This is a genomic window from Exiguobacterium indicum HHS 31, assembly GCF_001939065.1.
GTDB lineage: Bacteria > Bacillota > Bacilli > Exiguobacteriales > Exiguobacteriaceae > Exiguobacterium_A > Exiguobacterium_A indicum.
In genome coordinates this window covers 846,101-871,013 of the sequence record NZ_MPSZ01000001.1, presented here as the reverse complement: position 1 = coordinate 871,013, position 24,913 = coordinate 846,101, and the positions used below count along the sequence as shown (strand labels likewise).

Sequence of the window (24,913 nt, the reverse complement as noted above, 5' to 3'; positions counted from 1 at the left end):
CATAATTTCTAGAATAGACAGAATTTTCTATAATACTTTAGCATCAAGATGTTTGACATCTCTTGACTCGGGAATAATAGATGCATGCACGGCAATCTATTACTATGGGGGTTTTATGATGGGTACATTCATTCAAGCAGTTGATGGCACGAAAATTTATGTCGAGGATGTCGGGTCGGGTCAACCGGTCGTCTTTTTACACGGCTGGCCGGCAAACAATAACATGTTCGAGTATCAAAAGAACTTGCTCGTCGAAGAAGGGTACCGTTACGTCGGAATCGATTATCGCGGTTATGGCAAATCAGATGCACCAGCAACGGGATACGATTATAAGACGATGGCGTCCGACATTAATGAAGTCATCGAACAGCTGAAATTAACGAATGTCACGTTGCTCGGCTTCTCGATGGGAGGAGGAATCGCCTTGTCCTATCTCTTGCAATACGGGGATTCAAAAGTCAGTAAGCTCGTTCTCGCTGGAGCCGCAGCCCCTGTCTTTACACAACGCGACGGCTATCCATACGGGATGACAAAAGAAGAAGTCGATGCGTTGATTGCCGACACGAAACAGGATCGTCCGTCAATGCTCAAAGGATTCGGGGAAATCTTCTTTGCGAAGGAACATCCAGAACCACTTCAACAATGGTTCCATGGACTTAGTATCGCCGCTTCGTCCCACGGTACGATTCAGTCAGCGATCGCCTTACGTGACGAGGACTTGCGTGGGAAACTCGGAGACATCAAAGTCGATACGTTAATCATCCACGGTAAAAAAGACCAAGTCTGTCCGTTCGAGTTCGCGGAAGAAATGCAAAAGGAAATTCCACATGCACGACTTGAAGTCTTCGAAGAGAGTGGGCACGGTATGTTGCTTGATGAACAAGAGAAGTTCAACGAAACGTTACTCTCGTACGTTAAAGGAAATCAAACCGTCTAATCCAACAAGCCATGGACACCCGTCCATGGCTTGTTTTTGTGTACAGAAAAAAGCGTGCGCCGGCGCACGCTTTTATGGACGATACTTCCGCATGAACCGTTGATCGATCCAGCGCTTCAAGTACCAACCGAACGGGTGAGTCGAATACTGATTGCCATACATTGAAACCGCATGACGTGGTCCCATCGATAAAATCGTCAAATAGTTCGTTTGCGGACGATACGTTTGCAGTGCCTCTTCCTGGACGTACCGTAAGAGATTTGCTAGTAAGATCGGTGCTTGCCGGACAGCTGTGACGCCATTCTTTGGAATATCGGGATAAGCGACGAGGGTCGCCGCGTCACCCGCAGCAAACAGACTTGGATGATTGAGCGCTTGCAATTGTTCATTGACAAGTAGAAATCCGTCTTCCGTATAGAGCTTACTGTCTGCAAACAATACCGGAGCTTTCGCACCCGTCAAGCGGATGATGGCATCTGACTCGATTGGTGGGTGATGTGAAAAGCGAAGAGGAGACGCCTCGTTCAGTGGGCGTTCTCGAATCCAATGCACATCGAGTTCTTGTAAGCGTCGTGTAATGGCTTCCGCTGCTGGGTGTCCTGAAAGTAACTCGGGATCCGTGACCAGTGTGATCGGCACACCCGCTGCTTTCAAGGACGCCGCCATCTCGACGGCCGCTGCACCACTTCCAATCAAGACTGGACGCTTTGCTTGTTGCAGACGCTTTAATGTATCCGGTAACCGGTAGTTCGGTTTGATCGATAATCGTGTCGTATCTTCCGACCAATCGAACGAGCCGATATTCGTCGAGACGACGTCATAGGTATAGCGTCTGCCGGATGCACCGAAGACGACTTTTTCAACGGGGTCGATTTTGATGACGGTCTCCTCGATGAATTGTTTATCATAGGCGCGACATAAGGCGGCGATGTCGATACGGATCTCATCGATGTCGTATGTTCCGTCAGCAAGGCCGGAGTACATGCCCGAGTAATATTGGTACGTCGAGGCGCTTAAAATCAGCCACTCGACGTCTTCTGTTGGTCCGTGTGTAATGCAATGCAGGTGAGCGTGCCCTGCACCAATCAATAGGATTCGTTTCATGTCGTTCTCCTTCAATTTGTCTTGCTAGAATGTACCCGGATACGGGTGGCGGTAATCATAGCCAAAAGACAAGACTGATCAACAGGAGGATGACCACGAGGTAGATAATATCCTGACGCTGAACGACTGGCACTTCATAATATGTCCGTTCCGCTGAAAAATGACGGGCTTCGAAAGCGATTGCTATCCGTTCTGCCCGCTGGATCGATCGCGAGAAGAGCGGTAAGCCGATTGATAGAAACGCATCACCAGGAAAGCGACTGTGCACGTTCCGAATCATTCGGACTCGCCGTAAGACGCGGACTTCTTCGACCAATTGAGGCAGAAAGCGGATCCCGGCAAGGAACCCATACGCGAAGCGAGGCGACACCTTTGCCTGGTGAATCAAGCTCATCACGAACCGGGTCGCATCGGTCGTCGTGACGAAAGCGAAACTTAAGCAGACGAACGTTGCCATCCGTAAGGAAAGTAACCAGCCATGTACGACACTTTCCGACGTGACATGAAACCAACCGAACGACCAGAGCGTGTTCGTACCTTTGCCAAACGCCGCCATCATCCAGAACGTCAATAAGAATAATAGACTGTAAGGTGCGAGCCGTTTCAAGAAATCGACGGGACCCCATCCGGAGAGGAGTAGCAAAGCGATAGCAAAACTCAGGAACACCAACGTTTTGATCCAGTCATTCGTTGCAATTAAGGCAAACATGATCAAAAACAATCCGCTCCCCTTGATGACAGGATTGAGTTTAGCGAACGGTGACGCGTTCGTCTGCATGGCGCTTCACCTCCTGGAATTGGTACGAAAGTGGACGTTGTAGCTGACAGCGTTCGAGTAACGGAACGTCAGCGAATAACTCGCTCGGACGCCCGTCAAAAGCAATCCGCCCTTGCTCCATGACGAGGACACGATCCGCGTATCGAGCGACGAGTTCCATATCGTGTGTTGCCATGACGAGCGTCGTTCCGTTTTGTTGTTCCGTCAACAACTGTTCCATGAGCCGCCGTGTCGTCAATCCATCCTGTCCGAACGTCGGTTCATCGAGCAACAACATATCCTTCGACTGCCCGAGCATCGTCGCGACGCTGAGCCTTCGTTGTTGCCCCGTACTAAGCGCAAGCGGTGACTGCTGTTTGACAGATGCGAGTTCCAGCCGTTCGAGCAACGCTGTGCGCTCATCACTCGTCGCTGCCCGGTGACTCCAGTCGATTTCCGCTTCGACTGTCAGTTTGAGAAACTGCAGATCCGGTTGTTGGAAGACATAGCCAACATGCTCATAAAAGCGTCGCCGTGAGTAACGCTGAGCCGGACGTTCCTGGAACCGATATGTTCCTTGATGCGAGAGCAACCGCCCGAGTGTTGCAAGCAACGTACTTTTCCCGGATCCGTTTGCCCCGAGTAGCATCACCCATTCTCCCGTCTTCAGGGAAAATGTCGCATCGGTCAGCGGGTAAGGGGCTTTCGTCGATAATACAGCGACGTGTAACAAGGCAGTGCCTGCTGTAGCGACTGGAGGAAGCACGTGAAGTCGCGCTGCTTGTGGTCCGTCTATGGGTAACGTCTCTAACGTGTACGGATACAAAGAGGGAACAGCGATCCCTTTCGATTGAAGCTCTGTATACGCCTGCGGGAACAAATCCTGCGGATGCGCCGTTGCAGTCACTGATCCGTCCTCAAGTAAGACGATTTTGTCGATGTAAGGTAAACAGACATCGAGTTGGTGTTCGATCAAGACAATCGTTAAATCATGTTCTTTCTGAATCCGAAAGATCAACGCCATCAGCTCGTGTTGCCCGATCGGGTCAATCTGAGCTGTTGGTTCATCGAGTAATAAGATCGTCGGCTCAAGTGCCAGGACCGCGGCGAGCGCGAGGCGTTGTTTCATCCCCCCGGATAGACTCGCGATTGGTGTCGAGAAGGGGAGAGGGAGACCAACGAGTGCGAGTAAGCGTTCAATGCGTTCCTCCATCTCTGCGCGTGGAATCGACCGGTTTTCTAAGCTAAAAGCGATTTCGCGTCCGATCGTTTCCATGCAGAACTGTTCTTCTGGATTTTGGAACAGCACTCCGACCGAACCGGACCGGGTAACGGTTCCAGTCTGTTCGACTTCAATCGTCTCTGGTGTCAGTCCGGCTAGGGCATGAAGCAGTGTCGTCTTGCCACTCCCGCTTCGTCCGAGCAGAAGGGTCGTTCCTTGCTCGATCGTCAGCGATACATGATCGAGCACCGACTTCATCTGACCGGGGTAGCGGATGCTGAGATCGTCGACAGTAATCATGCGACTTCCCGTTTCGCACGTCCTGCCGCAAACCCGTTCAAGACACCGGTCGCAACAAGGCGACGGACGAGAATCGCTGCAAGCAAGCCGCCCAGTAATGCGCCACTAATTAATTGTAAGCCAGTTGTCGCAAGCAACGTCGTCGTCGTGTAGTAACCGAATCCGTTCGCGATCAGACTATAGACAATGCTACCAATCGCGGCTCCAACACCCGATAACATCAATGTCCATGTGTCATAACGGCGATAACGCGTCATCGCAAAGACGATTTCCGCACCAAGCCCTTGGCATACCCCGATCAGTAGAGCCGATAAACCAAAGTGACTACCCGTGAACAGCTCGACGGCTGCCGCGACGATTTCCGCGATGAGAGCGGCACCTGGTTTTTGAATGATTGCTGCGACGAGCGGGCTCGCGATGATCCAGATCCCAAACATCCAGTTGGCACCGACAGGTCCGAAGATCGCAGACATCGGTAACCAGAGTGTTGACCAACCAAGATAGATGACCCCGCAAGCGACGGCGAGCATCATCATGACCATGATTTCTTTCATTTTCCAGTTTTGCATTAGGTACGTCCTCCTTAGAATGGGGGAGACGCCAAAAAAGACCGCCCTCCGTAAAAAAGAGAGCGGTCCTCAGAAAAACTGCGCGCAGCAGGAGTCATTGGATGTGATCGCTCCACTTTCCTACGCTAGTATGAACTAGATCAGGTTCGAAGGGTCCGAAGTGAATCGTCTCAGCCAAATGGGCTCCCCTAGTGGATATGGTAATAGGTGATACGCTGTTCACTTTAGGCAATCTTCTGTCTATTGTCAAGACACAAAAAAACGATACGCCACGAAGGGCGTATCGTCAAACGACTTATTTGTTGTCTTCGTTCTCTTCTTTTGCTTCTTCTGAAGACTCTTCCGTAGCTTCCGCTTCGTTGTCTTCACCAGCTTCCGCTTGTGCCTCAGCTTCTGCTTCTTCGATTTCCTCAAGCTCTTGTTCAAGCGTTGATTCGACGACAGCTGCGACTTGAATGTCGCCTTCAGTGACGATACGGAAATCTTTTTGTTCCGGAAGATCAGCTACAGAGATTGAATCGCCGATTTCGAGGTTCGTGACGTCGACTTCGACGTTCTCTGGCAATTTATCTGGTGTTGCTGCGACTGTTACTTTAAAGAGTGTCTGTGACAGGAATCCGCCGACTTTAGCGCCAGCTGCTTCGCCGACGAGTACGACGTCTGCTTCGACTTCTGTCTCTTCATCCATTTTAACAGCGATGAATTCAACGTGATCGACAGTTGGTGTGAAGACATCCATATCACGACGGTTGATCAAGACGTTAATATTTTTACCGTCGAGTTTCAGTGAAATCAAGACGTTCTCACCGTTTTCTCGAACGATTTTAAGCAATTCTTTTTCTTCGAATGCGATTGGTGTACTTTCCACTTTGTAACCATACACGACACCAAGAGCTTTTCCTTCATGACGTAATTGTTTACGGAGTGAGCGTGGACGTACCTCGCGTTTTTCGGCTGTTAATTTAACTGACATGTTCATTTCCCCCTTGAATTTGGTATAGCCCTCAAAAGGTAATGAATGTAGGAGCAGGACAAGTCCTGAACAATATGAAACATGCTAAGACAATCGGTTTCAGACTCGCTTTGAATCTGACGCTTTCGTGACTTTGCATTTCTCTCCCAGGTCATTACGCTGATATTGAGAAACATGTGTGAGTAAGTCACCGGTTTGATGCGGTGCTAGTGAGTTTATACCCCTATGTTTTAAATCCTTAAACCTTTATTTTTATTTTTTAAAGTCGAAAGACCTCCAAACCGCTTGAAATCAAGGGTTAAGAGGTCTTTCATTTTGTTCATTTTTTATGGTGATGCGTTGGTTTTCACGGACTAATACACGGATGAGACGTTCGATGTGCCGCATCGTCGTCTGTCCCATCGTTGAGATTTGGAGCCATTGATTGCGGACGAGATAGTCGCTTTCATATTGAACATGATAGCCCTGGATCCGGAGAGCGTCTCCTAAAGCCGTTGCCGACGGATGGACGATCGTCAGAATTCCCGGCGCTTGTGCTTCTTGAGTCGCAAGCAGGTTGAAACCAGTCGCCCGAACGGCCTGTTCGAGATAAGTCATCTTGATGGCGGCTTGATCGAGATCAAGGGCATCGAGCGCTGCCTGACAAGCCAGCAACAGATTTGAGGAACCGGAAAAAGCAACCCCTTCCGCATAGAGTCCGAGATCCAGATAACGTGGAATCCGGGAGGAAGGCAATACGCTGGACGTATGCCCGATGAACGCAAGACCCGGTAAACCCCCAATTGCCTTTCCGGAGACGGTCGTGACGAATCTGCAGCCAGCGTATGAGAAACGTCCGGTCCCGACGGCGCTGATCGCATCGACGATGAGTGCGGTTCGTTGATTTAACAGCGCTTTTACCGCATCGAGATCGTAGAGAACGCCCGTAGACGTCTCACAATGCGTCAACCAAATCCAGTCGTACTCCGTTTGATGCAGTTGGCTTGCGAGTTGTTCTAATTCGATTGGGTGACCGGACGGAAGTAGGTGGATATCAAATGACTTTCCTGCTCGTGCCGCGTGATCGATCAAGCGTTGACCGAACTCGCCACCGTTTAGGATCAATCCATGTCCACTCAGTTGTTGTGCGACAATATCGTTGGCGAGGGTGCCACTGCCAACAGCCATCGAGACATGTGGCAAATCCAGCAACTGACACATCCGACCACGTAAATCTTGATCGAGCTGGCGCATCGAGGCCGTCCGGTGTGGGCGCGGTGCTTGTTGCGCCGCTTGGCGGACTGTTGGTGCAACCTCGACCGGACCGGCTAGAAAATGCAGAGGACGTAAAACGTCCGCGATGACGGACCGTTCGTATGTTGCGCGCGACAACAACATCGGTACGAACTGGGCATCGCCACTACCGAGCGTTGCTGCGATTGGTGTGAAGCCGAACCGCGCATATAGTTTAGCTTCCCGTGTCGTACCACTGATATAGACATGATCAATCGTTTCCCGCTCCAAGTAGACCATCAAAAAGCGCATCAATTGCATGAACGTACGACTATTGCGGTATTCGGGACGAACGCTGAGTAAGCGGATTTCCGCTGGGTCCGTCAGTGTCTCATCTAGCGTCACGCCCTTTTCCTCAAGCGAAAAAGGACGATGCTTCCGAATAGCAATCATCGCGACGAGTCGATCGTCTTCCTTGCCAATCAGATAGGTGTTTTGATCATGAAACCGGTCAATCCGTTTCCGTTCGATATTCGGTTGATGTTGCGGAATCTCTTCCGTGAAGGTGAGGTAGTTCAGTTCATGGATTGCTTCCGCGTCCGAAGCGGTGGCAATGGAAAAATCGATCATGAGACGTCCTCCTTATGTAATGACTGGCTTGTGGAGTGCATCATGAGCCCACAGGACAAGTAGACTTACGGCAACGGTACACAAGATATTGATGGGTCCCGCGTCAAAGTAGACAGGGAGTAACGGGAGTAGAACAACCGGAATCAGTCCCGCTTTGACGCTATCTTTCGTTACGAGATAAGACAGACCGAGTATGCCTAGTCCGGCAAGATATGCCCACGGCGTGATGGCGAAGACGATGCCGGAAAATACGGCATACCCTTTACCGCCGCGTCGCGGATGAAACAACGGAAACAAGTGACCGATGAGCACGGCAAGAGCGACGGGATAAAATGCGTCTGTGATCTGTAGTGCAAAAACGGTCTTCGCGGCATCAAACAGATACACGAATAAAAAGGCCGGGAGTCCACCGGCACGATGGGCGTTGCGGGCGCCGATGTTTCCGGAGCCGATCTGAGCCAAATCGGTACGACTGACGTACTTCCAGAGCGTACCGCCAAGAATACTACCGATAAGGTAACCAAGCAGGAGATCAAGGATCACCGATGTTCCTCCTTTGTCGTTACGAGATGAACGAGTTCCTTGACGGTCAAGGCATCACTGTCTGGAGCCGTCAGGACGGCATCGACCATCTGGGCTTTTCGATCTTGTAATTCCGTCATCTTTTCTTCGATTGTCCCGCGTGTCAGCAGTTTGATGACCGTCACGTCGGACTGTTGTCCAAGCCGGTGAGCGCGATCGGCAGCTTGCTGTTCGACGGCCGGATTCCACCAGCTGTCAAAGAGAATGACGGTATCAGCAGTTGCGAGATTCAGTCCCGTTCCGCCCGCTTTTAAAGAAATCAAGAAGAGATCGACTTCACCGTCATTGAACCGATCGCATAACGCCACCCGGTCTTCGAGTGGTGTCTCACCCGTCAACAGGAAGTGGGGGAGGTGACGTTGCGCGAGATCCGAGCGAATACGCTCGAGCATTTGTGTATACTGCGAGAAAATCAAGATCCGCTTTCCGACGGCCCGTTTTTCGACAATCAATGAGAGCAGACGCGTTCGTTTTGTTGCTTCCCCTGTGTATCCCTCAACGAATAAACCTGGATCGTTGCAAATTTGCCGCAAACGCGTTAACCCAGCTAGTAACTTCAAACGATCTTCGCGTTTCGTCTCGTCTAAGTGTTGCAGCGTCTCCAGTTGCAATTTGGCAAGATACGACGCATATAACCGTTTTTGGTTCGGACCGAGCTCGACATAATGATGCTCGATCTGTTTCTTCGGTAAGTCCTGTAAGACATCTTGTTTCTCACGTCGCAATAAAAACGGTTGGATGAACTGTTGCATGTCATCGAACGACCATTTCTCAAACGTCATTAGATCCGGCAGTAGCTCCGGAAACAAGACATGGAAAATCGACCAGATATCACGCGGTCGATTCTCGAGCGGTGTGCCTGTTAACGCGAACCGTCGTTTTGCTTGCAGATGCCGCAGTTGACTGACTGTTTGTGACTGCGGATTCTTCAAGTGCTGGGCTTCATCAAAGAAGACGACGTCATATACAGGATGAAGACGGACGTCGGTCCGAAGCGTCGTATAGGAGACGATCGTTACCGTATCGTCAGGTAAGTGCTCCAGTTCGCGGAGTCGGCTAGCTTGAGAACCCGTGACGACATGAACCGGTCGATTGGGTAAAAAGCGTTTCAGTTCTGCTTCCCAGTTGCGGAGCAGTGACGCCGGCGCGACGATGAGCGCACGACGGGCAGGAATCGTCGCGATATAACCAATCGCTTGAATCGTCTTCCCGAGCCCCATCTCATCGGCTAGGATCCCGTGACATCCTTGTGCGTCCAAATTCTTCAGAAACTGGATGCCCGTCCGTTGATACGGATAGAGTCGTGACTCTAACGAATTCGGCAAGTCGAGCCGGAATCCTTGTCCGGATTTTAATTCAAGCCATTTCTCGAGCAAATCAGCGTGAAGATGGAGGACGGAGGCGCCGATCAGATGCTTCATGTTCCGGACGGCAGGTAAGACGATTCGTCCATCGCGTAAGTCGCGTTCACTTGCTTCCATCTGAGCGAGGACCCGTTGTAACTGCTGAAAAGCCCTTGTTTCTAAAGAAACGAACTGTCCAGATTTCAAGCGGTGGTACCGTTTTTGTAAGACGAGCGACTTCAGGACACGTTTCAGCTCATCTTCTGGAATCCCGTCCATTGAAAAGTTAAAGATGAGCCAGTCGAGGCGGTCCGTCACGTCGACTTCGATCCGCGGATGAAACGGTCCTTTTGGTAACGTCGTCCGGATCGCTTGTGTTGCAAATAACTCCAGTTGACCGAGCGCAATCCGTTCGTCAAGCAGGCTCCGCAGAAAGGCATATTGCGCGGCGTCACGCGTAATGATGTAGCGCGTGTCACGTGGCGTTGCTTGGAATTCACGTAAGAAGCGTAAGACACTTTGCTCCGTTACTTGATCGCGACCAGCGTAAATCGTCTCGTCGAGCGGATTCAGCTGAATCCCTTGATAATCAAACGACACGCGGACTTCGACTTCTTGAGCCGTTCGGTCGAGATGGAGTTTGACGATTGGTGTCCCGGAAACGATGCGTTCTTGCAAATCAGGACTGAACGAAACATCGGCGACTTGCTGCAAATACTCTGTCTGTCCAAGCAGACGATCGAAGTAGGGCAGGGACAGTTGATGCTGTTGCTTGTCCGTCAGTCGTTTGAGCGTCACGACGGGTCCGGTCAGTTCGAAATGAATCGCTACCCGACGATCCGGTGTGAGACTGCGTAAATAATGGCGCGCGCCAGCGTCATCGACTTGGATCGCCGTGAACGGACGGATCTGCGGCGATAGCGGTGTCGGTGTACCATGCGCCTGAACATGATGCATCGCTAGTAAAACGGCGACGATATGTCCGCAAAATGACGTATCCATCGCAAGCGACGGACAATTACAGCCGGCGTCGACACCGTGCGCCTTGACGCGAACCGTCACCGTGAATCGTTCCTCACCGTCGACACTCGCTTCGATCAGCTCGTCGCCCATTCGGTAATTGTGCAACGTGACCTTGCGGGCGGCGACATACTTCTTTCCCCGTCGAAAGGCATAAGCATCAGACATTTGTTTGATTTTGCGTTCACTGAGCCCATAATTCATGCTATTCCTCCTTTAGTTGACATAATGTTATTATCGTTCACCATCGAATAAATCGACGGCGCGTTTTTTCTCGGAATCACCGATATGGGCATAGACTTGTGTTGTCGCGACGGATTCGTGACCGAGTAACTGCTGGATCGTCAGGACGTCGACCCCACCGGTCGCAAGACGTGTCGCAAACGTATGCCGCAATTTATGCGGTGTAATTTTTTTGCGCTCTAAAAAGGGCAGGACTGGTTTCAATCGTTCCGTGTGCCGCTGCAAAATATGCTGGACTGCCCGTGGACTGAGTGGTTTTCCGTGTTTTTGAAAGACAGGCACGGCGCCGCTCGTTGGCATCTGATAATGAATCGCGTATTTGCGCAATGCAATCCGAGCTGGTTTCGCGAGTGGAATCAGTCGTTCTTTGTTACCTTTCCCGATGACGCGAAGCGTGTTTTCGTGAAAATCAACATCGTTCCAGACGAGTTGGGTCATCTCACTGAGGCGCATCCCGCTATAACCGAGCAGTTGGAACAACGTCACGTCGCGGACGCGGTCTCGTTCATAATGTGATGCTTCCCGGGCATTCATCTCAACGTTTGATGGTAACAACTGAATCAATTCATCCCATTCGCGTTTCGTCAGGTAAACCGGTTCCCGTTTCGCTTGTTTTGGTCGATTGACTTTGGCGACCGGATTTTCCGACAGCTGACCTGTATCGACCAAATAACGGAATAACGACTGTAATGCTGATAATTTCCGGTTGATGACGCTCGGTGCATTTTGTTTCGTTAAGGCAAGGTATTCAGCATAAGCTTCAATCCCCGCTGCATCGATTTCGACGAACGCTTCAAGCGGAATCTCGCGCGCCGTCACTTCTTCACCCGACGCCGTTGCGACGAATTGAAAGAACGCTTCGTAGTCGTAAACGTAGCGGCGCATCGTTGCTAACGAGAAATGTTTTGCTGCTAACTGATCCAAATAGGACTGAATGAAGCGTGGCATCCGCTCATAACCAGGAATCGCTGGTGCTGTAGCCGAAACGGTCGTTTTATGTATCGTTTTTCCTAGGTTTTTAAATAAACTCATCCGACAATCACCCCTCTAGTAGTAGTATACCAAACGTTGGTACGTCAGACACTTGTTTGCGTGAAATAGTTATTTCACGCAACGTTAAATTGTCAGACAGGGAGCTCTCAGTTGCATCGACAATGCGCCAGGCGGGTCGTTGATCAACTCGATGCACGTGAGAATTTAACCTATTTTTATCGTTTTTGAGCTACGACATTCTCTTTAATGACAATAATAGTATTATGTAACCTCAGTCATTGAAAAAGAATGAATATTCAATTTCGCTCTCAGTTGCATCGAGAAGTCGTTCGACGGGTCATCGGTCGACTCATTTGATTTCAAGACGATTTCTGAAAATCGTCGAAAACGTGCTCGATTTCGCATACTTCATCTTGGTTCGGGTATAGAGTGTTAGGTAAGAGTTATTTTCATAAGGGGGAGTTCTAAATGATTACTGATCAACAAGCACGTCAGTATTTGAAGGATGCCAAACGCATTGCCGTCGTCGGTGTCTCGAGTGATTCCGGAAAGACCGCAAACTGGATTGCGGACTACTTAGTCCAACATGGATACGAAGTCATTCCAGTCAATCCGACGTTAAACGAGTGGAACGGTCAAAAAGTCTATCCGAGTGTCGCGAGCATTCCAGGGCACATCGATATCGTCGACGTCTTCCGTCGGTCTGAGTTTTTAGCGGATGTCGCGAAAGATGCTGTTGCTCACGGTGACGTCGGGATGATTTGGAATCAGCTTGGTCTCTCGAGTGTCGAAGCAGAAAGTCTCGCACTTGGTGCTGGTATTCCATATATTGAGAATCGTTGCATCAAAATCGAGCATCAATATCTGTGAGTCATAGCACGATTTCAGACATCTTCACCCGTTCGTGAAGGTGTCTTTTTTCATGCGCTTTACAGGTTATGCTTGTCAGGAAGCAAGAAGATGCCTACAATTAGAGACAGACTACTCGAAATAACGAACGAACGTTTGTAAAAACGACGTCGTAATTTCGAATTTTGAGGTGAAATGAATGGCGACAGACTTAAATAACTACAATGATGATGCCATACAGGTGCTCGAAGGACTCGAAGCAGTCCGGAAGCGCCCAGGTATGTATATCGGTTCAACCGATCACCGTGGACTTCACCATCTCGTCTACGAGATCGTCGATAACGCAATCGATGAGGCACTTGCAGGATTCGGGGAACAAATTGACGTCACGATTCATAAAGATAATGCAATCACCGTCCGTGACCATGGACGTGGGATGCCAACGGGGATGCATGCATCGGGAAAGCCGACTGCTGAAGTCATCTTCACGGTCCTTCACGCTGGCGGTAAGTTCGGTCAAGGTGGCTATAAGACGTCCGGTGGCTTACACGGCGTCGGGGCGTCGGTCGTTAACGCCTTATCAACGGATTTGAAAGTAACGATCTTCCGTGACGGGAAACAATATGAGCAAACGTTTGAAAACGGTGGGATGCCGAAGACGACGTTGCTTGAAACGGGTACGACGCGTCAAAAAGGAACGAGCGTTTACTTTAAACCAGATGGCTCGATCTTCAGTACGTTGACATACAACTACGATACGCTCGCAGAACGCTTACGCGAATCCGCTTTCTTGCTGAAAGGTCTGAAAATTACGCTGACGGACGAACGGTCTGATAAACAAGATATCTTCCAGTACCAAGACGGTGTCAGCGAATTCGTCCAGTACTTGAACGATGATAAAGATACGCTTCATCCGACGGTCGCGTTCGAAGGAACGGAAAACGAGATCGAAGTCGATATCGCCTTCCAGTTCACGGATGCGTACTCGGAAAACGTCCTTTCGTTCGTCAACAACGTCCGGACACGCGACGGTGGAACACACGAAGTTGGCGCGAAGACGGCGATGACACGGGTCATGAATGAATATGCCCGAAAGAACACGCTCTTGAAGGAAAAGGATAAGAACCTTGACGGAAATGATATCCGCGAAGGGTTGACGATGATCGTCTCGATCCGAATTCCGGAAGAATTCCTTCAGTTCGAAGGACAAACGAAGTCGAAACTCGGTTCACCGGAGGCGCGGACGAGCTGTGACGCTGTCATCAGTCGTCGTCTCTCGACGTACTTGGAAGAGAACCCGCAAACGGCGACGCTGTTGATCAAAAAAGCGATCCGCGCAGCGCAAGCTCGTGAAGCAGCACGCAAAGCCCGCGAAGAAGCACGAAATGGGAAAAAGAAGAAACGTTCGAGCATCTTGAACGGAAAACTGACACCTGCTGCTTCGAAAAACGCAGACAAGAATGAATTGTTCCTCGTCGAGGGTGATTCTGCCGGTGGTTCTGCGAAACAAGGACGAAACCGGACGTTCCAAGCGATTCTTCCACTCCGTGGTAAGGTCTTGAACACGGAAAAAGCGAAACTCACTGACATCATGAAAAATGAAGAGATCAATACGATCATTCATGCGATTGGTGGCGGTGTCGGAGCCGATTTTGACTTGTCGGATTGTAATTTCGACAAAGTCATCATCATGACGGATGCCGATACCGATGGCGCGCATATCCAAGTCTTGCTATTGACGTTCTTCTTCCGCTACATGCGTCCGTTGATCGACGCTGGGAAGGTTTTCGTTGCCTTACCACCGCTCTATCGTGTATCAAAAGGGAAAGGCAAATCGGAGAAATTTGAATATGTCTGGGACGAAGAGACACTCAAGAAAACGACGAAGAAATTCGGTAAAGGTTATATGATCCAACGTTACAAAGGACTTGGGGAGATGAATGCACCACAGCTCTGGGAAACAACGATGGATCCCGAGACACGGACATTGATTCGGGTCACGATCGACGATGCTGCTGTTGCGGAAAAACGTGTCTCGGTCTTAATGGGCGATAACGTTGGGCACCGCCGAACGTGGATCGAGGACAATGTCGCCTTTGGTCTCGCGGAAGACCTCTCGATCATCGAGAATGAGCACGTGACGAAAGAGAGTGTGAACGAACATGTCTAATCTACAAAACATCCTGAACCTGTCGCTCGAGCAAGTCGTCGGCGACCGGTTTGGTCGTTATTCGAAATATATCATCCAAGATCGTGCCTTACCGGATGCCCGGGATGGTCTGAAACCGGTTCAACGCCGGATTTTGTATGCGATGCATACGGAAGGCAACCTGTTCGACCGGGCTTACCGGAAATCAGCGAAGACGGTCGGTGTCGTCATCGGTAACTATCACCCGCACGGTGATTCATCGGTCTATGAAGCAATGGTCCGCTTGAGCCAAGAGTGGAAACTCCGTTACCCGCTGATCGATATGCAAGGGAATAATGGGTCAATCGACGGCGATAGCGCGGCAGCAATGCGGTATACGGAAGCTCGTCTTTCGAAAGTCTCGAGCTTGATTCTCGACGGGATCAACAAACAGACCGTCGATTACACGCTGAACTTCGATGATACGACGGAAGAACCACTCGTCTTACCGTCACTCCTGCCGAACTTGCTGATGAACGGTTCGACGGGGATTTCCGCCGGTTACGCAACCGAGATTCCACCGCACCACGCGGGAGAAGTCCTCGATGCTGCAATCGGTCGGATTTCCGGTACGGTCCAGAACGTCGATGACTTGTTGACGCACATGCAAGGTCCTGATTTCCCGACTGGTGGTGTCGTTCAAGGGCTTGACGGCATCAAGAAGGCGTTCGAGACAGGACGCGGGAAAGTCATCATCCGCTCGCGCTCAACGATTGAGACACTGCGGGGTGGTCGTCAGCAAATCGTCATCACGGAGCTCCCGTATGAGGTCAATAAAGCGAATCTCGTTAAACGGATGGAAGAACTCCGTCTTGATAAAAAGGTCGAAGGTGTCGCTGAAGTCCGTGATGAGACCGACCGCGACGGCTTACGGGTCGTCATCGAGTTGAAGAAGGAAGCGGACGCAGAAGGTGTCTTACACTTCTACCTCAAACAGACTGACTTACAAATCGCCTATAACTACAACATGGTCGCGATCCATGAACGGACACCGCGGCAAATGGGCGTCTTGACACTACTTGATGCGTATCTTGCACACGTCAAGGAAGTCGTCATCCGCCGGACAGCGTTTGATCTCGAACAAGCGAAACGCCGTCAGGAAGTCGTTTCTGCCTTGATGACAGCGATCTCTGTCCTCGATGAGACACTTGCCTTGATCCGATCTGCGTCGAACAAAGCAGACGCGAAGGAGAAGCTGATCACGCGCTTCAACTTTACGGATCGCCAAGCGGAAGCCGTCGTTATGCTCCAGCTGTACCGGTTAACGAATACCGATATCGTCGAGTTGCAGGAAGAAGCTGCGAAACTCGAGAAGGAAATCGCTCGTCTTGAGAAGATCCTTAACGATGAAAAGACACGGAATCGTCTCATCATCAAGGAATTGACAGTCTTGAAGGAACAAGTCGCGGACAAACGTCGCTCGACGATCGAAGCGGAAGTTGAAGAACTGAAGCTGAAGACGGAAGTCATGATTGCTGTCGAAGAAACGATGGTTTTCCTGTCGAAAAACGGTTACGTCAAACGTTCGTCGCTTCGTTCATTCGGTGCCTCGAACGACTTGCCGGACTTGAAGGAACAGGATCGTCCGTTGCTCCAAGGGCAAGCGATGACGACCGACCACTTGATCGTCTGGACCGTTCGCGGGAATTACTTGCTGATTCCGGTCCACCAATTACCGGATACGAAATGGAAGGATGTCGGTCAACACGTCGCGAACCTCGTCCCACTCGAACCGGGTGACCGAGTTCTCTCAGCGGATCTCGTCCGCTCGTTCGACGAAGCACAGCATTGCTTGTTCGTGACTCGTCAAGGGATGGTCAAACGCTCGAAACTGAGTGACTACAACGCCCAGCGGAAGTCAAAACCACTTCAAGGTGTCCGTTTGAAGGCAGACGACGAAGTCTTGTATGCTCAGGTCTCAACAGGTCAAACGGAACTGTTCCTTGCGACACAGAACGGTTTCGGGCTCTGGTTCACAGAAGATGACGTTCCTGTCGTTGGTGTCCGGGCAGCTGGTGTTAAAGCGATCAACCTGAAGGATCAGGATGTCGTCGCGGGTGCAATTGGCTTCAAGGAAGCACCACAGATCGTCCTCTTGACGCAACGGGGTGCCTTGAAGAAGATGCGTCTCGCGGATCAGTTCCAAGTCTCGAGCCGTGCGCTCCGCGGCTTACAGTTGCTCCGTGACTTGAAATCGAAACCACACCAAGTCGCAGCATTGATCGACGTCACACAAGCGAAAGAATTGGTCCTCAGCGGAAAAGAGCAGGAAAAAACGATCCAGATCGGTTCGTTATCGTTCCTCGACCGCTTATCGAACGGTTCATTTGCCTACGATGAAGAGAAATTCGGTCCCTTACTCGACTGGTATACACGATAAGACGAGGCTCCTCCGATAACGGGGGAGCTTTTTTAGATCTAGCGGGGCAGGAGAGGGGGGAATTTTGAGACGAATGCTCGGAATTTTGAGATTTATCGCTATAAATATCGTTTACAAATTGAAACACTGACCAATAACGGCTACAATAGAAGAAATAGTCAGGTCACGATTCGTCACGAACAAGCGTCGGGTCACGCGTCTCCGCAGCTTTGCTTATAGCGTCAATTGATCAAGCAGCTACGGGACCGTCCCTTTAGCTGCTTGTTGTGCAATCTGCCGACCTTGGAGAGGTGATGAAGATGAAATTCAGACGTCGCGAAAAAGTAGCAATCTATATCACTCGGGAAAAACCTAACGGATGGGAACTACTTGTTTTTCATCCACAATCGGCTCCTGAGAGTGATTGGCAGATCCCCGCAGGTACGATCGAAGATGCTGAAATCGCAAAAGAAGCGGCTGTCCGTGAGACGCTTGAGGAAAGTGGTCTCTCGTTAGCATCCGTCCAGTACATCGGCGAAGAAGAGATGCGCTATCCGGAGCGAATGCGGGTGCATTACACGTATTTCTACCATGCGCACATCGAATGCCAAGAGAACCGCTGGACGCATTGTGTGGCTGGTGACGGTCAGGATTGCGGTGATTTCTTTGATTTCGCGTGGTTGCCACTTGATCGGATCACGCAACTTGAACGCCGCCATCATATATTCCTGGATCGTTTGATTCATCGATTGGAACGGACACGTCCGTATGATTGTCGAAAACACGGTTAATTCCGTGTTTTTTTGTTTTGTCTCACTATCTTAAGTTTACCCTGATTATGAGACGAAATCTTATAACTATTGATAATATATGTTATGTTAACTTGAATAAAAAAATGATCTTTTAGTCAGATTCATCTATTCCCCCTGTCGTGTAAAAATCGGTCTATCGTCCTGTTGGTCTTCCTCCTCATTCTTTGTTACTCTAATAACAGTAACACCGCGAATGTTACCTTTTTAACGGTAACAAATCAAATGTTTCCATGATTGTGGCAACAAATGAACAGGAGGAATCGTCATGCAAGCTGTTGCCTTGTCGTTTGATGTCAAAGGCTCCCGCGACTATCCGAGCAAAGAAGCATTACTTCAAGCGCTCCGAGAACTCGCGAACAATCTGAATACGGCATTTCCTACGAGTATCGTTCCGTTCCAAATCAAATCCGGTGATAGCTTACTGGCGGTATTTGCGGATTATCCGGTCAGTTATCCGGTCATGCTGCACTTATTGAATCAAGAATTACCAGGTTACATCGGGATCGGATTTGGTCAATATGAGACGATTTCAACGACCCAAGCTGAAGAAGCCAATGGCAGTGCGATCATTCATGCCTTTGAAGCACAGGAATTGGCGAAGACGCTTCCGTCACAGATCGCCTTTGCTGGACCGCCCTACTTACCGACCGCCCTGCTGAATGGCTATCTCGAGATGCTTTATCCGGCGTATTTCGGGAAGACGGACCGTCAGATTGAACTGCACCGGTTGATGGATCAATATCCAGATGATACGTATGAAGAGATCGGTCTGAAGATGGGTTTTAAAGAACAAGATGCCCGCGCGAATGTCGCAAAACTCGTTTCCCGCTCGCAGCGTAAGCAACGGAAGCGTCTTGAAGCTGCCTTGACACAGGCACTGGAGCAATTCCAAGTCTGGGAGGCGATTCGGTGACCATCTTACTTAGCCTTATACTTGTCCACCTACTTGCTGATTTTCCATTACAGACGAGACGGATGGCGCTACTGAAACACCGACACCAACGGATCTTATTCCAACATCTTGCCGTTCATGCGGCTCTGATGCTACTTGTCCTTGCGTTCTTCGTCATCCGAGGGGTATTAACCATCGACATCGCCGGATGGCTTGGAGGAAGTATTCTCGTGTTTCACGCCCTACTCGATGCCTCCCCGCTCAAACGTCGCGTCAAGCAAGCGGCGGCGTACTGGATCGATCAAGCGTTACATATCGCTGCCATCATCGCTTTGACATGGATATTCATCCCGATCGATTGGTCGTTGTCGTTCTCACGACCCGAGCAGGTCCTCTGGATTCTGTGCTTTAGTTTAGTGACGACGGAGTTACTCGGTCACGGGATTGCTTTAATGCTCGCACCATTTGCTCCGCGCTTGATCGAAGCGCATTTCGAGCGAAAAGTGACACGTAAGGAGCAACTCGACGGCGTCTCACGGACCGTCACACATGAAGTCGAAGATTCTGCGCGCAGTTATACGACGGAATTAAACGGAATCGGGCGTTATATCGGTCTCGTCGAACGGGCAATCATTACCCTGCTCGTCGTCACGAACGCAACCGGAGCGATCGGCTTCATCATTGCCTTGAAGGCACTGGCCCGTTTTAAACAGTTTGAAGATCGCCGCTTTGCGGAATATTACATCATCGGGAGCTTGCTCAGTATCTTAGGTGCGATTTTATGCGGACTCGCGATTCGCGTCGCACTCTAAACGATGAATGAAAGTGAGGGAGACGGTCTTGACCGTCGCACGAAGTATGAAACAAATTGGATTAGTGAGACATCACCGGGTGACGGAAGGATACCCGACGAAAGGCTGGATCAGCGCCAGCGATATTGAAAAATGGATTGAACGGTATGATACGTCAGACATCGATATTCAACCGGTCGAGCTCGGTCAGATCGACTGGACAGTCTGTTATGCCAGTAGCATGCCACGCGCCGTCCAGACGGCGAAGAGTGTCTACGATAAAGAGATCATCGTGACGGATCTACTACGGGAAGTACCGTTTCCGACGATTCAGTCGAATCTACGGTTACCGTTTCTTGGCTGGGCGGTCCTCGGTCGACTCGCAGCCCCGTTCAGCAAACGGATTCAAGCGGAGATCAAGGAAGCGAATGAACGGATTGAGGTCCTATTGAATCAATTGATGTTCGAGGACGATGAACGAGTATTGCTCGTCGGTCACGGCGGCATGATGATTCTGATGCGGGCTGCCTTGAAGCGTCGTGGTTATCGCGGACCCCGGTTCGGTCATCCGCGCAACGGTATGCTCTATCTGTTCGAGAAAGAGGAACCGACATGTTGAAATGGGGATCAACGATTCTGTTAGCACTCTGCCTGATCGTCATCTTCTACATGACCCGGGATGAAGAGCCCCCTGCCCCAACCACAGGACAAATAGAGGTCTATGGTTTTGATGTCGGTCAAGGGGATAGTACGTTCATTCGGACGAATGAAGACGCGATCTTGATTGACGGCGGGAATAACGGTAAAGGCGAGGATGTCGTCCGCTACCTGCAAGAATTGGGTGTCAAACGCTTAACAGCAGTCATCGCGACACATCCGGACGCCGATCATATCGGTGGACTCGATACCGTCCTCGATGCCTTTCCAGTCGATAGCGTCTATGCCCCGCGTGTCACGCATACGACAGAGACATACCGCGATTTCCTTCTAGCCGTCAAACGCGAAGGGGTGACAATTAAAGCCGTCAAAGCGGGTCTTGAGATACCGAGTGAAGCCGCACGCTTTACGTTCCTTGCGCCCCTAACGGACGGAACGCAGGATCTCAACAGTTGGAGTGCCGTTCTGCGGGTCGAACATGGACAGGACCGGTTCCTCTTCATGGGTGACGCTCCGATCCGGACGGAACGACAATTGCTCGAGTCGGATGCCGATCTTAGCGCCGATGTCTTGAAGCTTGGGCATCACGGAGCAGACACATCGTCCTCCCTGCCCTTCCTACAAGCCGTTGATCCGAAGCGAGCCTTGATCTCAGCCGGGCAGGATAATGCTTATCGTCACCCACGTCCCTCCGTTTTACAGGAACTGAAAGCAGAACGGATTACGATTGACCGGACCGATCAAAGTGGAACGATTCAGTATATTTCGACCGGTGACGGCATCAAGGAATCGAACCGGACCGATTTACGACCGGAATAACGAGACGTGGAGGTGCATCAGATGCGATTGACCCTAGCAGATTTTGAAGACGATCTAGCGATTTGCGAAACCGACGAACGCGAGACAATCACGTTACCGAAAAGTCGTTTACCGCGCCAGGCAACGATCGGCGACCGACTTGACTGGACCGGACGTTCGATTCGGATCTTACACGATGAGACGAACGCACGTAAAAAAGAGATCTCCGAGTTGATGGATGATCTCTTTGAAGAATGACGAGACTCCCTCGGAATGCTGAGGGAGTCTTTTTTAACCGAGTAGACTGATGACGAGTCCAGCGAGGATGCCTGCTGTGAATAAGGAACCGATCGTATACGTCAGCAAACGTAATGCGAATGGGAGCCGACGAATCGCGGCAAAGGCTCGGCGATTCGGAGGTCCTCCAGCAACAATCCGTTGATACTCGTCGATAGGACTGTGAGCAACGTTCTGTTGCTGGTTTAGAGTAGAGTTCGATTCGGTAGTATGTAGTTTCATCTGTCCATCCTCCCTATTCCAATGACTATATCCTTCTATTCGCTAAGTAACTTCATAATCCTGTTTCAATTTTTTTGATATTTCACGAAACTTTTGGATGAAACTGGTAGTATAAAAGATAGACGTATTTCTTTATGCGTGATTCCTGGAAAATCACTAGCAGTTTTTTCTGAATTTTCGTACACTTTAGAAATACGATGCATCTTAAAGGGGGAATCATCTATGTTTCAAACGTTACGTACATCACTCAAACAATCTGTCCTTGGTCAGGACGATGTGATTGATCATTTATTGATGGGCTTGCTCGCAGAAGGTCATGTGTTGCTCGAAGACCGTCCGGGGACCGGTAAGACGACACTAGCAAAAGCACTAGCGCAGACACTCGAAGCGAAGTTCTCACGTATTCAATGTACAGCGGATACGTTACCGACCGATCTACTTGGGATGGAGCTGTTCAACCCGCTGACAGGATCGTTCGAACAACGGTTTGGTCCGCTGTTTGCGAACATCGTCCTCGTCGATGAGATTAACCGGACGACGCCACGGACACAGTCAGCATTGCTCGAGGCAATGGCGGAAGGACAAGTGACGATCGGGGATACCTCCTATACGTTACCGCAACACTTTCTTGTCATCGCGACACAAAATCCATTCGATGGACACGGCACATTCCCACTGCCGCATGCCCAACTCGACCGTTTCTTGTTCAAGTTGTCGTTCGCTCCGCTGACACGTCAGGCGGAGAAGGCATTATTACGTGGAGCACACTTAACAGCAGCCGAACTACAGATTCCGCTCGAACAACTCAATGACTGGAAAGAGGAAGTCATCGCCGTCTCGATCGAAGATAGCGTCGAAAACTACTTACTCGATGTCTGTGACGCACTCCGCGCCCATCGTGACGTTGAGATTGGACCGAGTCCACGAGCGACGCTCGCACTCTTAAAAGCCGCGAAAGCACGGGCCTGGATGCAGGAGCGGACGTACGTCACACCAGAGGACGTCAAGCACTTGGCGACGCCATTGCTTGCCCACCGTCTCGTCTTGACGCTCGAAGCGACGCTGAAGCTATCGAACGAACGTCTCGTCGAGCAAGTCCTCGATTCACTCACTGTTCCAACTGAGGTGTAATCATGCAATTGATCATACCAAAAGGCTTTAACCTCATCATTCTTACGATGACAGGTGCAAGCGGCGTCATCGTCGGTCTCTATGGTCCTGTCTGGATTGCGGCTTTATTACTCGCCTATACATTATATGGCTGGGTGATGCCGTATTATCTCGAATACGTTGCGAAGCGGATTCGCGTCCGCCTCCTTGAGACCGTTCGCGCTTTTCGAGAGGAAACGATCCAGATACCGTTCGAGTTATCGAACCCAACGAAGTTACCACTCGGTCGCATCACGATTTCTGGCTTGCTCGGGGATCAGATCAAGCTTCCTGATGCGAGTAGTCAATTTTGGCGTCAACACTTATATGTCAGCAAACAGACGATTGTGCCGTTTTCAATCGATGTCATTGCCGCTCACCGGGGAACGATTCGGATTCAGTCGTTTGACGTCATGATCTCGGATCCGTTTCATTTGATCACAATCTATGTGACGCTTGATATCCAAGAGCTGGGTCACGTCTTCCCTGACTTTGCACCAGCGTCGGTCGAGTGGAATGAACGGATGATTCCCGGTGAGACGATTGATCGCTCGAGTCCGTTCACCGATCGCTCGAGTTTCCACTCCGTCGTTCCCTACTCCGGAGATGCGAAGTCGATCTACTGGTCCGCTTATGCGAAGACGAATGAACTGTACTCGTATCAATATGACCGGAAACGTAACCATGATTATGCCGTCATCGTCGATGGCTTGTCCGCAGACGGACTCGCTCTCCGCTCGGACTTCGAGAAACTATTATCGCGTGCCGCGACGATCATCCGTGAACTCGAGAAACAAGGGGCTTCCTACAGCCTCTGGATTTCGATGGTCAACCGATCCGGGCAGTGGTACCATGTTCCGTCTGGTATGGGAAAACATCAATTCCTACGGACGATGGAATGCCTTGCTCGGATTTCCGAATACGATCTACCGCTCGAACGCCGGTACTTCACGAAACGATTGCAACGTAGTGTACCGTCGACGACGGCGGAGATCCATCTCGGTCACCGGCAGAAAGGAGTGAGCGCATGATTCTCTGGTGGATATTCCTTGCGAGTCTGTTACCGGTTCCGTTCTATCTCGCGCTCGCTCTTCCGGCACTTGCCTTCGTGCCGCATCGTTCGCTTCGCATCGGATTACAGCTACTCGTAGCGGGGTCCTTATATTTCCTCTCTCCCGTAGCTAGCGTCTTAGCGCTCGTCTTCGTCGCCTGGACCGCGTTTCTTGATACGGTCGATTCGCCGTGGCGATACGCTACGAGTGCGATGGTCATCGGCGTCGTGATGGTATTGTTCCCAGGAGTGACACCACCGATTGGCGCATTTTTAATTTTGGTCTTCGTCATTGCGTATCCATTCGTCGTCACGTACATGACAGAATGGCGGCGTATCTTACCGACGATCGCGTTAGTCCTCAGCGCGGGGCTGATCATCGCTGTCGTCTTCCGGCTCACGAAAGAAGCGCTCGTCGGATCCGTCACGAGTGCGATTCGTCCGCTATTTGAAGCATTCGGTTCATTATTCCTTTGGACGGAACCACTTGGTCGAGAAGCGGACACGATGACGAACCGGGCAATGGGGCTAAAGAATATCAAAGGTGTTCAAGACGTGGATCAAGCTGCCGTCCAGGCAGGAACACCGGATTGGATTTGGATCGCAACGACGCTTCTGACCGTGATCTTAGTTGCGGTTACGCTTTATGTCATCCGGAAGCGAAAAGTCATAGCAATCGAAAGAGAACAAACCGTCAAGCACTCCAAGCAGGTACGGGCGCATGCGCCAAAGCGGCATAGTCATCATCCGCTTCTGAAGATTGCCTCTCAACTCGAGCAAGCTTTCCCAAGACGCCATGAAGAGACGACGCTTGAATGGCTGACACGGATCGAGTTCCCGGATGCGTCACCAAACGCGCGTCTGATTGACGGAATCGAGTTCAGTCCAAGTGAACCAGCTTACGACATCCAGACGTTCCGCCGTCAAGTACGGGAACAAATCGAACGTTAACAAAAAGCCCCT

At 50.5% G+C, this 24,913-nt stretch carries 23 protein-coding genes and 1 riboswitch; of the genes, 13 read left to right on the top strand and 10 right to left on the bottom strand.

All coding sequences use genetic code 11. The annotated features are described in order from the left end of the window. Positions 1-118: 118 nt before the first annotated feature. Positions 119-937 carry an alpha/beta fold hydrolase gene (locus N179_RS04710; protein WP_035397332.1) on the top strand — a complete coding sequence of 273 codons (819 nt, stop codon included), beginning with the start codon at positions 119-121 and terminating at the stop codon, positions 935-937. Positions 938-1,009: 72 nt separating this feature from the next. Here N179_RS04710 and N179_RS04705 read toward each other — a convergent pair whose 3' ends face one another. From N179_RS04705 to N179_RS04665, 9 genes are all read right to left on the bottom strand, one after another. After that, positions 1,010-2,041 carry an NAD(P)/FAD-dependent oxidoreductase gene (locus N179_RS04705; RefSeq protein ID WP_075642348.1) on the bottom strand — a complete coding sequence of 344 codons (1,032 nt, stop codon included), beginning with the start codon at positions 2,039-2,041 and terminating at the stop codon, positions 1,010-1,012. 55 nt (positions 2,042-2,096) lie between these two features. Next, positions 2,097-2,819, bottom strand: a complete 723-nt coding sequence (locus N179_RS04700; protein ID WP_075642347.1) for an energy-coupling factor transporter transmembrane component T family protein — start codon at positions 2,817-2,819, stop codon at positions 2,097-2,099. After that, complete coding sequence (locus tag N179_RS04695) at positions 2,791-4,320, bottom strand: ABC transporter ATP-binding protein (RefSeq protein WP_075642346.1); 1,530 nt, start codon at positions 4,318-4,320, stop codon at positions 2,791-2,793. Before N179_RS04695 ends, N179_RS04700 begins: the two co-directional genes overlap by 29 nt. Further along, entirely contained in the window at positions 4,317-4,889 is a 573-nt protein-coding gene (locus N179_RS04690; RefSeq protein ID WP_035397340.1) for an ECF transporter S component, read from the bottom strand. The genes N179_RS04695 and N179_RS04690 overlap by 4 nt, the downstream gene beginning before the upstream one ends. Before the next feature lie 100 nt (positions 4,890-4,989). Beyond that, positions 4,990-5,089: riboswitch (TPP riboswitch) on the bottom strand. 95 nt (positions 5,090-5,184) lie between these two features. Then, positions 5,185-5,862: a 50S ribosomal protein L25/general stress protein Ctc gene (locus N179_RS04685; RefSeq protein ID WP_023468341.1), complete on the bottom strand. Its 678-nt coding sequence runs from the start codon at positions 5,860-5,862 to the stop codon at positions 5,185-5,187. Positions 5,863-6,153: 291 nt separating this feature from the next. Further along, positions 6,154-7,704 (bottom strand): GNAT family N-acetyltransferase, encoded by a 1,551-nt coding sequence (locus N179_RS04680; RefSeq protein WP_075642345.1) that lies wholly within the window; start codon positions 7,702-7,704, stop codon positions 6,154-6,156. 12 nt (positions 7,705-7,716) lie between these two features. Next, positions 7,717-8,247, bottom strand: a complete 531-nt coding sequence (locus tag N179_RS04675) for a glycerol-3-phosphate acyltransferase (protein WP_083639907.1) — start codon at positions 8,245-8,247, stop codon at positions 7,717-7,719. Then, positions 8,244-10,853, bottom strand: a complete 2,610-nt coding sequence (locus tag N179_RS04670; RefSeq protein WP_075642344.1) for a DEAD/DEAH box helicase — start codon at positions 10,851-10,853, stop codon at positions 8,244-8,246. The genes N179_RS04675 and N179_RS04670 overlap by 4 nt, the downstream gene beginning before the upstream one ends. 30 nt (positions 10,854-10,883) lie before the next feature. Next, a complete protein-coding gene (locus N179_RS04665; protein WP_058703402.1) occupies positions 10,884-11,924 on the bottom strand; it encodes a tyrosine-type recombinase/integrase in 1,041 nt (346 codons plus the stop codon). A gap of 429 nt (positions 11,925-12,353) precedes the next feature. On the opposite strand from N179_RS04665, the gene N179_RS04660 reads away from it, so the two are divergent. The 9 genes from N179_RS04660 to N179_RS04620 all read left to right on the top strand — a co-directional run bounded on the left by N179_RS04660 (position 12,354) and on the right by N179_RS04620 (position 21,489). After that, positions 12,354-12,755, top strand: a complete 402-nt coding sequence (locus N179_RS04660; RefSeq protein WP_023468336.1) for a CoA-binding protein — start codon at positions 12,354-12,356, stop codon at positions 12,753-12,755. A gap of 178 nt (positions 12,756-12,933) precedes the next feature. Beyond that, a complete protein-coding gene (gene parE, locus N179_RS04655; RefSeq protein WP_075642343.1) occupies positions 12,934-14,904 on the top strand; it encodes a DNA topoisomerase IV subunit B in 1,971 nt (656 codons plus the stop codon). Then, positions 14,897-17,302 carry a DNA topoisomerase IV subunit A gene (parC, locus tag N179_RS04650; RefSeq protein ID WP_075642342.1) on the top strand — a complete coding sequence of 802 codons (2,406 nt, stop codon included), beginning with the start codon at positions 14,897-14,899 and terminating at the stop codon, positions 17,300-17,302. Before parE ends, parC begins: the two co-directional genes overlap by 8 nt. A 299-nt stretch (positions 17,303-17,601) precedes the next feature. Then, a complete protein-coding gene (locus tag N179_RS04645) occupies positions 17,602-18,072 on the top strand; it encodes an NUDIX domain-containing protein (protein ID WP_231681758.1) in 471 nt (156 codons plus the stop codon). A gap of 286 nt (positions 18,073-18,358) precedes the next feature. Further along, complete coding sequence (locus tag N179_RS04640) at positions 18,359-19,006, top strand: hypothetical protein (RefSeq protein WP_075642341.1); 648 nt, start codon at positions 18,359-18,361, stop codon at positions 19,004-19,006. Next, the gene (locus N179_RS04635; protein ID WP_075642340.1) at positions 19,003-19,797 is read left to right on the top strand and encodes a DUF3307 domain-containing protein; all 795 of its coding nucleotides are present in this window, start codon (positions 19,003-19,005) and stop codon (positions 19,795-19,797) included. Before N179_RS04640 ends, N179_RS04635 begins: the two co-directional genes overlap by 4 nt. A 28-nt stretch (positions 19,798-19,825) precedes the next feature. Next, positions 19,826-20,395, top strand: a complete 570-nt coding sequence (locus N179_RS04630; protein ID WP_023468330.1) for a histidine phosphatase family protein — start codon at positions 19,826-19,828, stop codon at positions 20,393-20,395. After that, positions 20,389-21,252, top strand: coding sequence for a ComEC/Rec2 family competence protein (locus tag N179_RS04625; RefSeq protein ID WP_244150208.1), 864 nt, complete (start codon positions 20,389-20,391; stop codon positions 21,250-21,252). Before N179_RS04630 ends, N179_RS04625 begins: the two co-directional genes overlap by 7 nt. A 21-nt stretch (positions 21,253-21,273) precedes the next feature. Further along, positions 21,274-21,489, top strand: coding sequence for a DUF3006 domain-containing protein (locus N179_RS04620; RefSeq protein WP_075642339.1), 216 nt, complete (start codon positions 21,274-21,276; stop codon positions 21,487-21,489). Positions 21,490-21,522: 33 nt separating this feature from the next. Here N179_RS04620 and N179_RS04615 read toward each other — a convergent pair whose 3' ends face one another. Then, positions 21,523-21,750 (bottom strand): hypothetical protein, encoded by a 228-nt coding sequence (locus N179_RS04615; RefSeq protein WP_075642338.1) that lies wholly within the window; start codon positions 21,748-21,750, stop codon positions 21,523-21,525. A 222-nt stretch (positions 21,751-21,972) separates the two neighbouring features. On the opposite strand from N179_RS04615, the gene N179_RS04610 reads away from it, so the two are divergent. The 3 genes from N179_RS04610 to N179_RS04600 are packed head-to-tail and all read left to right on the top strand — an operon-like array spanning position 21,973 to position 24,901. After that, a complete protein-coding gene (locus N179_RS04610; RefSeq protein WP_023468326.1) occupies positions 21,973-22,881 on the top strand; it encodes an AAA family ATPase in 909 nt (302 codons plus the stop codon). A 2-nt stretch (positions 22,882-22,883) separates the two neighbouring features. Next, the gene (locus tag N179_RS04605; protein WP_050677947.1) at positions 22,884-23,930 is read left to right on the top strand and encodes a DUF58 domain-containing protein; all 1,047 of its coding nucleotides are present in this window, start codon (positions 22,884-22,886) and stop codon (positions 23,928-23,930) included. Further along, complete coding sequence (locus N179_RS04600) at positions 23,927-24,901, top strand: hypothetical protein (RefSeq protein ID WP_023468324.1); 975 nt, start codon at positions 23,927-23,929, stop codon at positions 24,899-24,901. The genes N179_RS04605 and N179_RS04600 overlap by 4 nt, the downstream gene beginning before the upstream one ends. Positions 24,902-24,913 lie beyond the last annotated feature (12 nt).

Excerpts from the sequence above, each read along its gene's own strand:
- N179_RS04710 (WP_035397332.1), top strand. The coding sequence starts at position 119 with ATGGGTACATTCATTCAAGCAGTTGATGGCACGAAAATTTATGTCGAG.
- N179_RS04705 (WP_075642348.1), bottom strand. The coding sequence starts at position 2,041 with ATGAAACGAATCCTATTGATTGGTGCAGGGCACGCTCACCTGCATTGC.
- N179_RS04700 (WP_075642347.1), bottom strand. The coding sequence starts at position 2,819 with ATGCAGACGAACGCGTCACCGTTCGCTAAACTCAATCCTGTCATCAAG.
- N179_RS04695 (WP_075642346.1), bottom strand. The coding sequence starts at position 4,320 with ATGATTACTGTCGACGATCTCAGCATCCGCTACCCCGGTCAGATGAAG.
- N179_RS04690 (WP_035397340.1), bottom strand. The coding sequence starts at position 4,889 with ATGCAAAACTGGAAAATGAAAGAAATCATGGTCATGATGATGCTCGCC.
- N179_RS04685 (WP_023468341.1), bottom strand. The coding sequence starts at position 5,862 with ATGTCAGTTAAATTAACAGCCGAAAAACGCGAGGTACGTCCACGCTCA.
- N179_RS04680 (WP_075642345.1), bottom strand. The coding sequence starts at position 7,704 with ATGATCGATTTTTCCATTGCCACCGCTTCGGACGCGGAAGCAATCCAT.
- N179_RS04670 (WP_075642344.1), bottom strand. The coding sequence starts at position 10,853 with ATGAATTATGGGCTCAGTGAACGCAAAATCAAACAAATGTCTGATGCT.
- N179_RS04665 (WP_058703402.1), bottom strand. The coding sequence starts at position 11,924 with ATGAGTTTATTTAAAAACCTAGGAAAAACGATACATAAAACGACCGTT.
- N179_RS04660 (WP_023468336.1), top strand. The coding sequence starts at position 12,354 with ATGATTACTGATCAACAAGCACGTCAGTATTTGAAGGATGCCAAACGC.
- parE (WP_075642343.1), top strand. The coding sequence starts at position 12,934 with ATGGCGACAGACTTAAATAACTACAATGATGATGCCATACAGGTGCTC.
- parC (WP_075642342.1), top strand. The coding sequence starts at position 14,897 with ATGTCTAATCTACAAAACATCCTGAACCTGTCGCTCGAGCAAGTCGTC.
- N179_RS04645 (WP_231681758.1), top strand. The coding sequence starts at position 17,602 with ATGAAATTCAGACGTCGCGAAAAAGTAGCAATCTATATCACTCGGGAA.
- N179_RS04640 (WP_075642341.1), top strand. The coding sequence starts at position 18,359 with ATGCAAGCTGTTGCCTTGTCGTTTGATGTCAAAGGCTCCCGCGACTAT.
- N179_RS04625 (WP_244150208.1), top strand. The coding sequence starts at position 20,389 with ATGTTGAAATGGGGATCAACGATTCTGTTAGCACTCTGCCTGATCGTC.
- N179_RS04620 (WP_075642339.1), top strand. The coding sequence starts at position 21,274 with ATGCGATTGACCCTAGCAGATTTTGAAGACGATCTAGCGATTTGCGAA.
- N179_RS04615 (WP_075642338.1), bottom strand. The coding sequence starts at position 21,750 with ATGAAACTACATACTACCGAATCGAACTCTACTCTAAACCAGCAACAG.
- N179_RS04610 (WP_023468326.1), top strand. The coding sequence starts at position 21,973 with ATGTTTCAAACGTTACGTACATCACTCAAACAATCTGTCCTTGGTCAG.
- N179_RS04605 (WP_050677947.1), top strand. The coding sequence starts at position 22,884 with ATGCAATTGATCATACCAAAAGGCTTTAACCTCATCATTCTTACGATG.
- N179_RS04600 (WP_023468324.1), top strand. The coding sequence starts at position 23,927 with ATGATTCTCTGGTGGATATTCCTTGCGAGTCTGTTACCGGTTCCGTTC.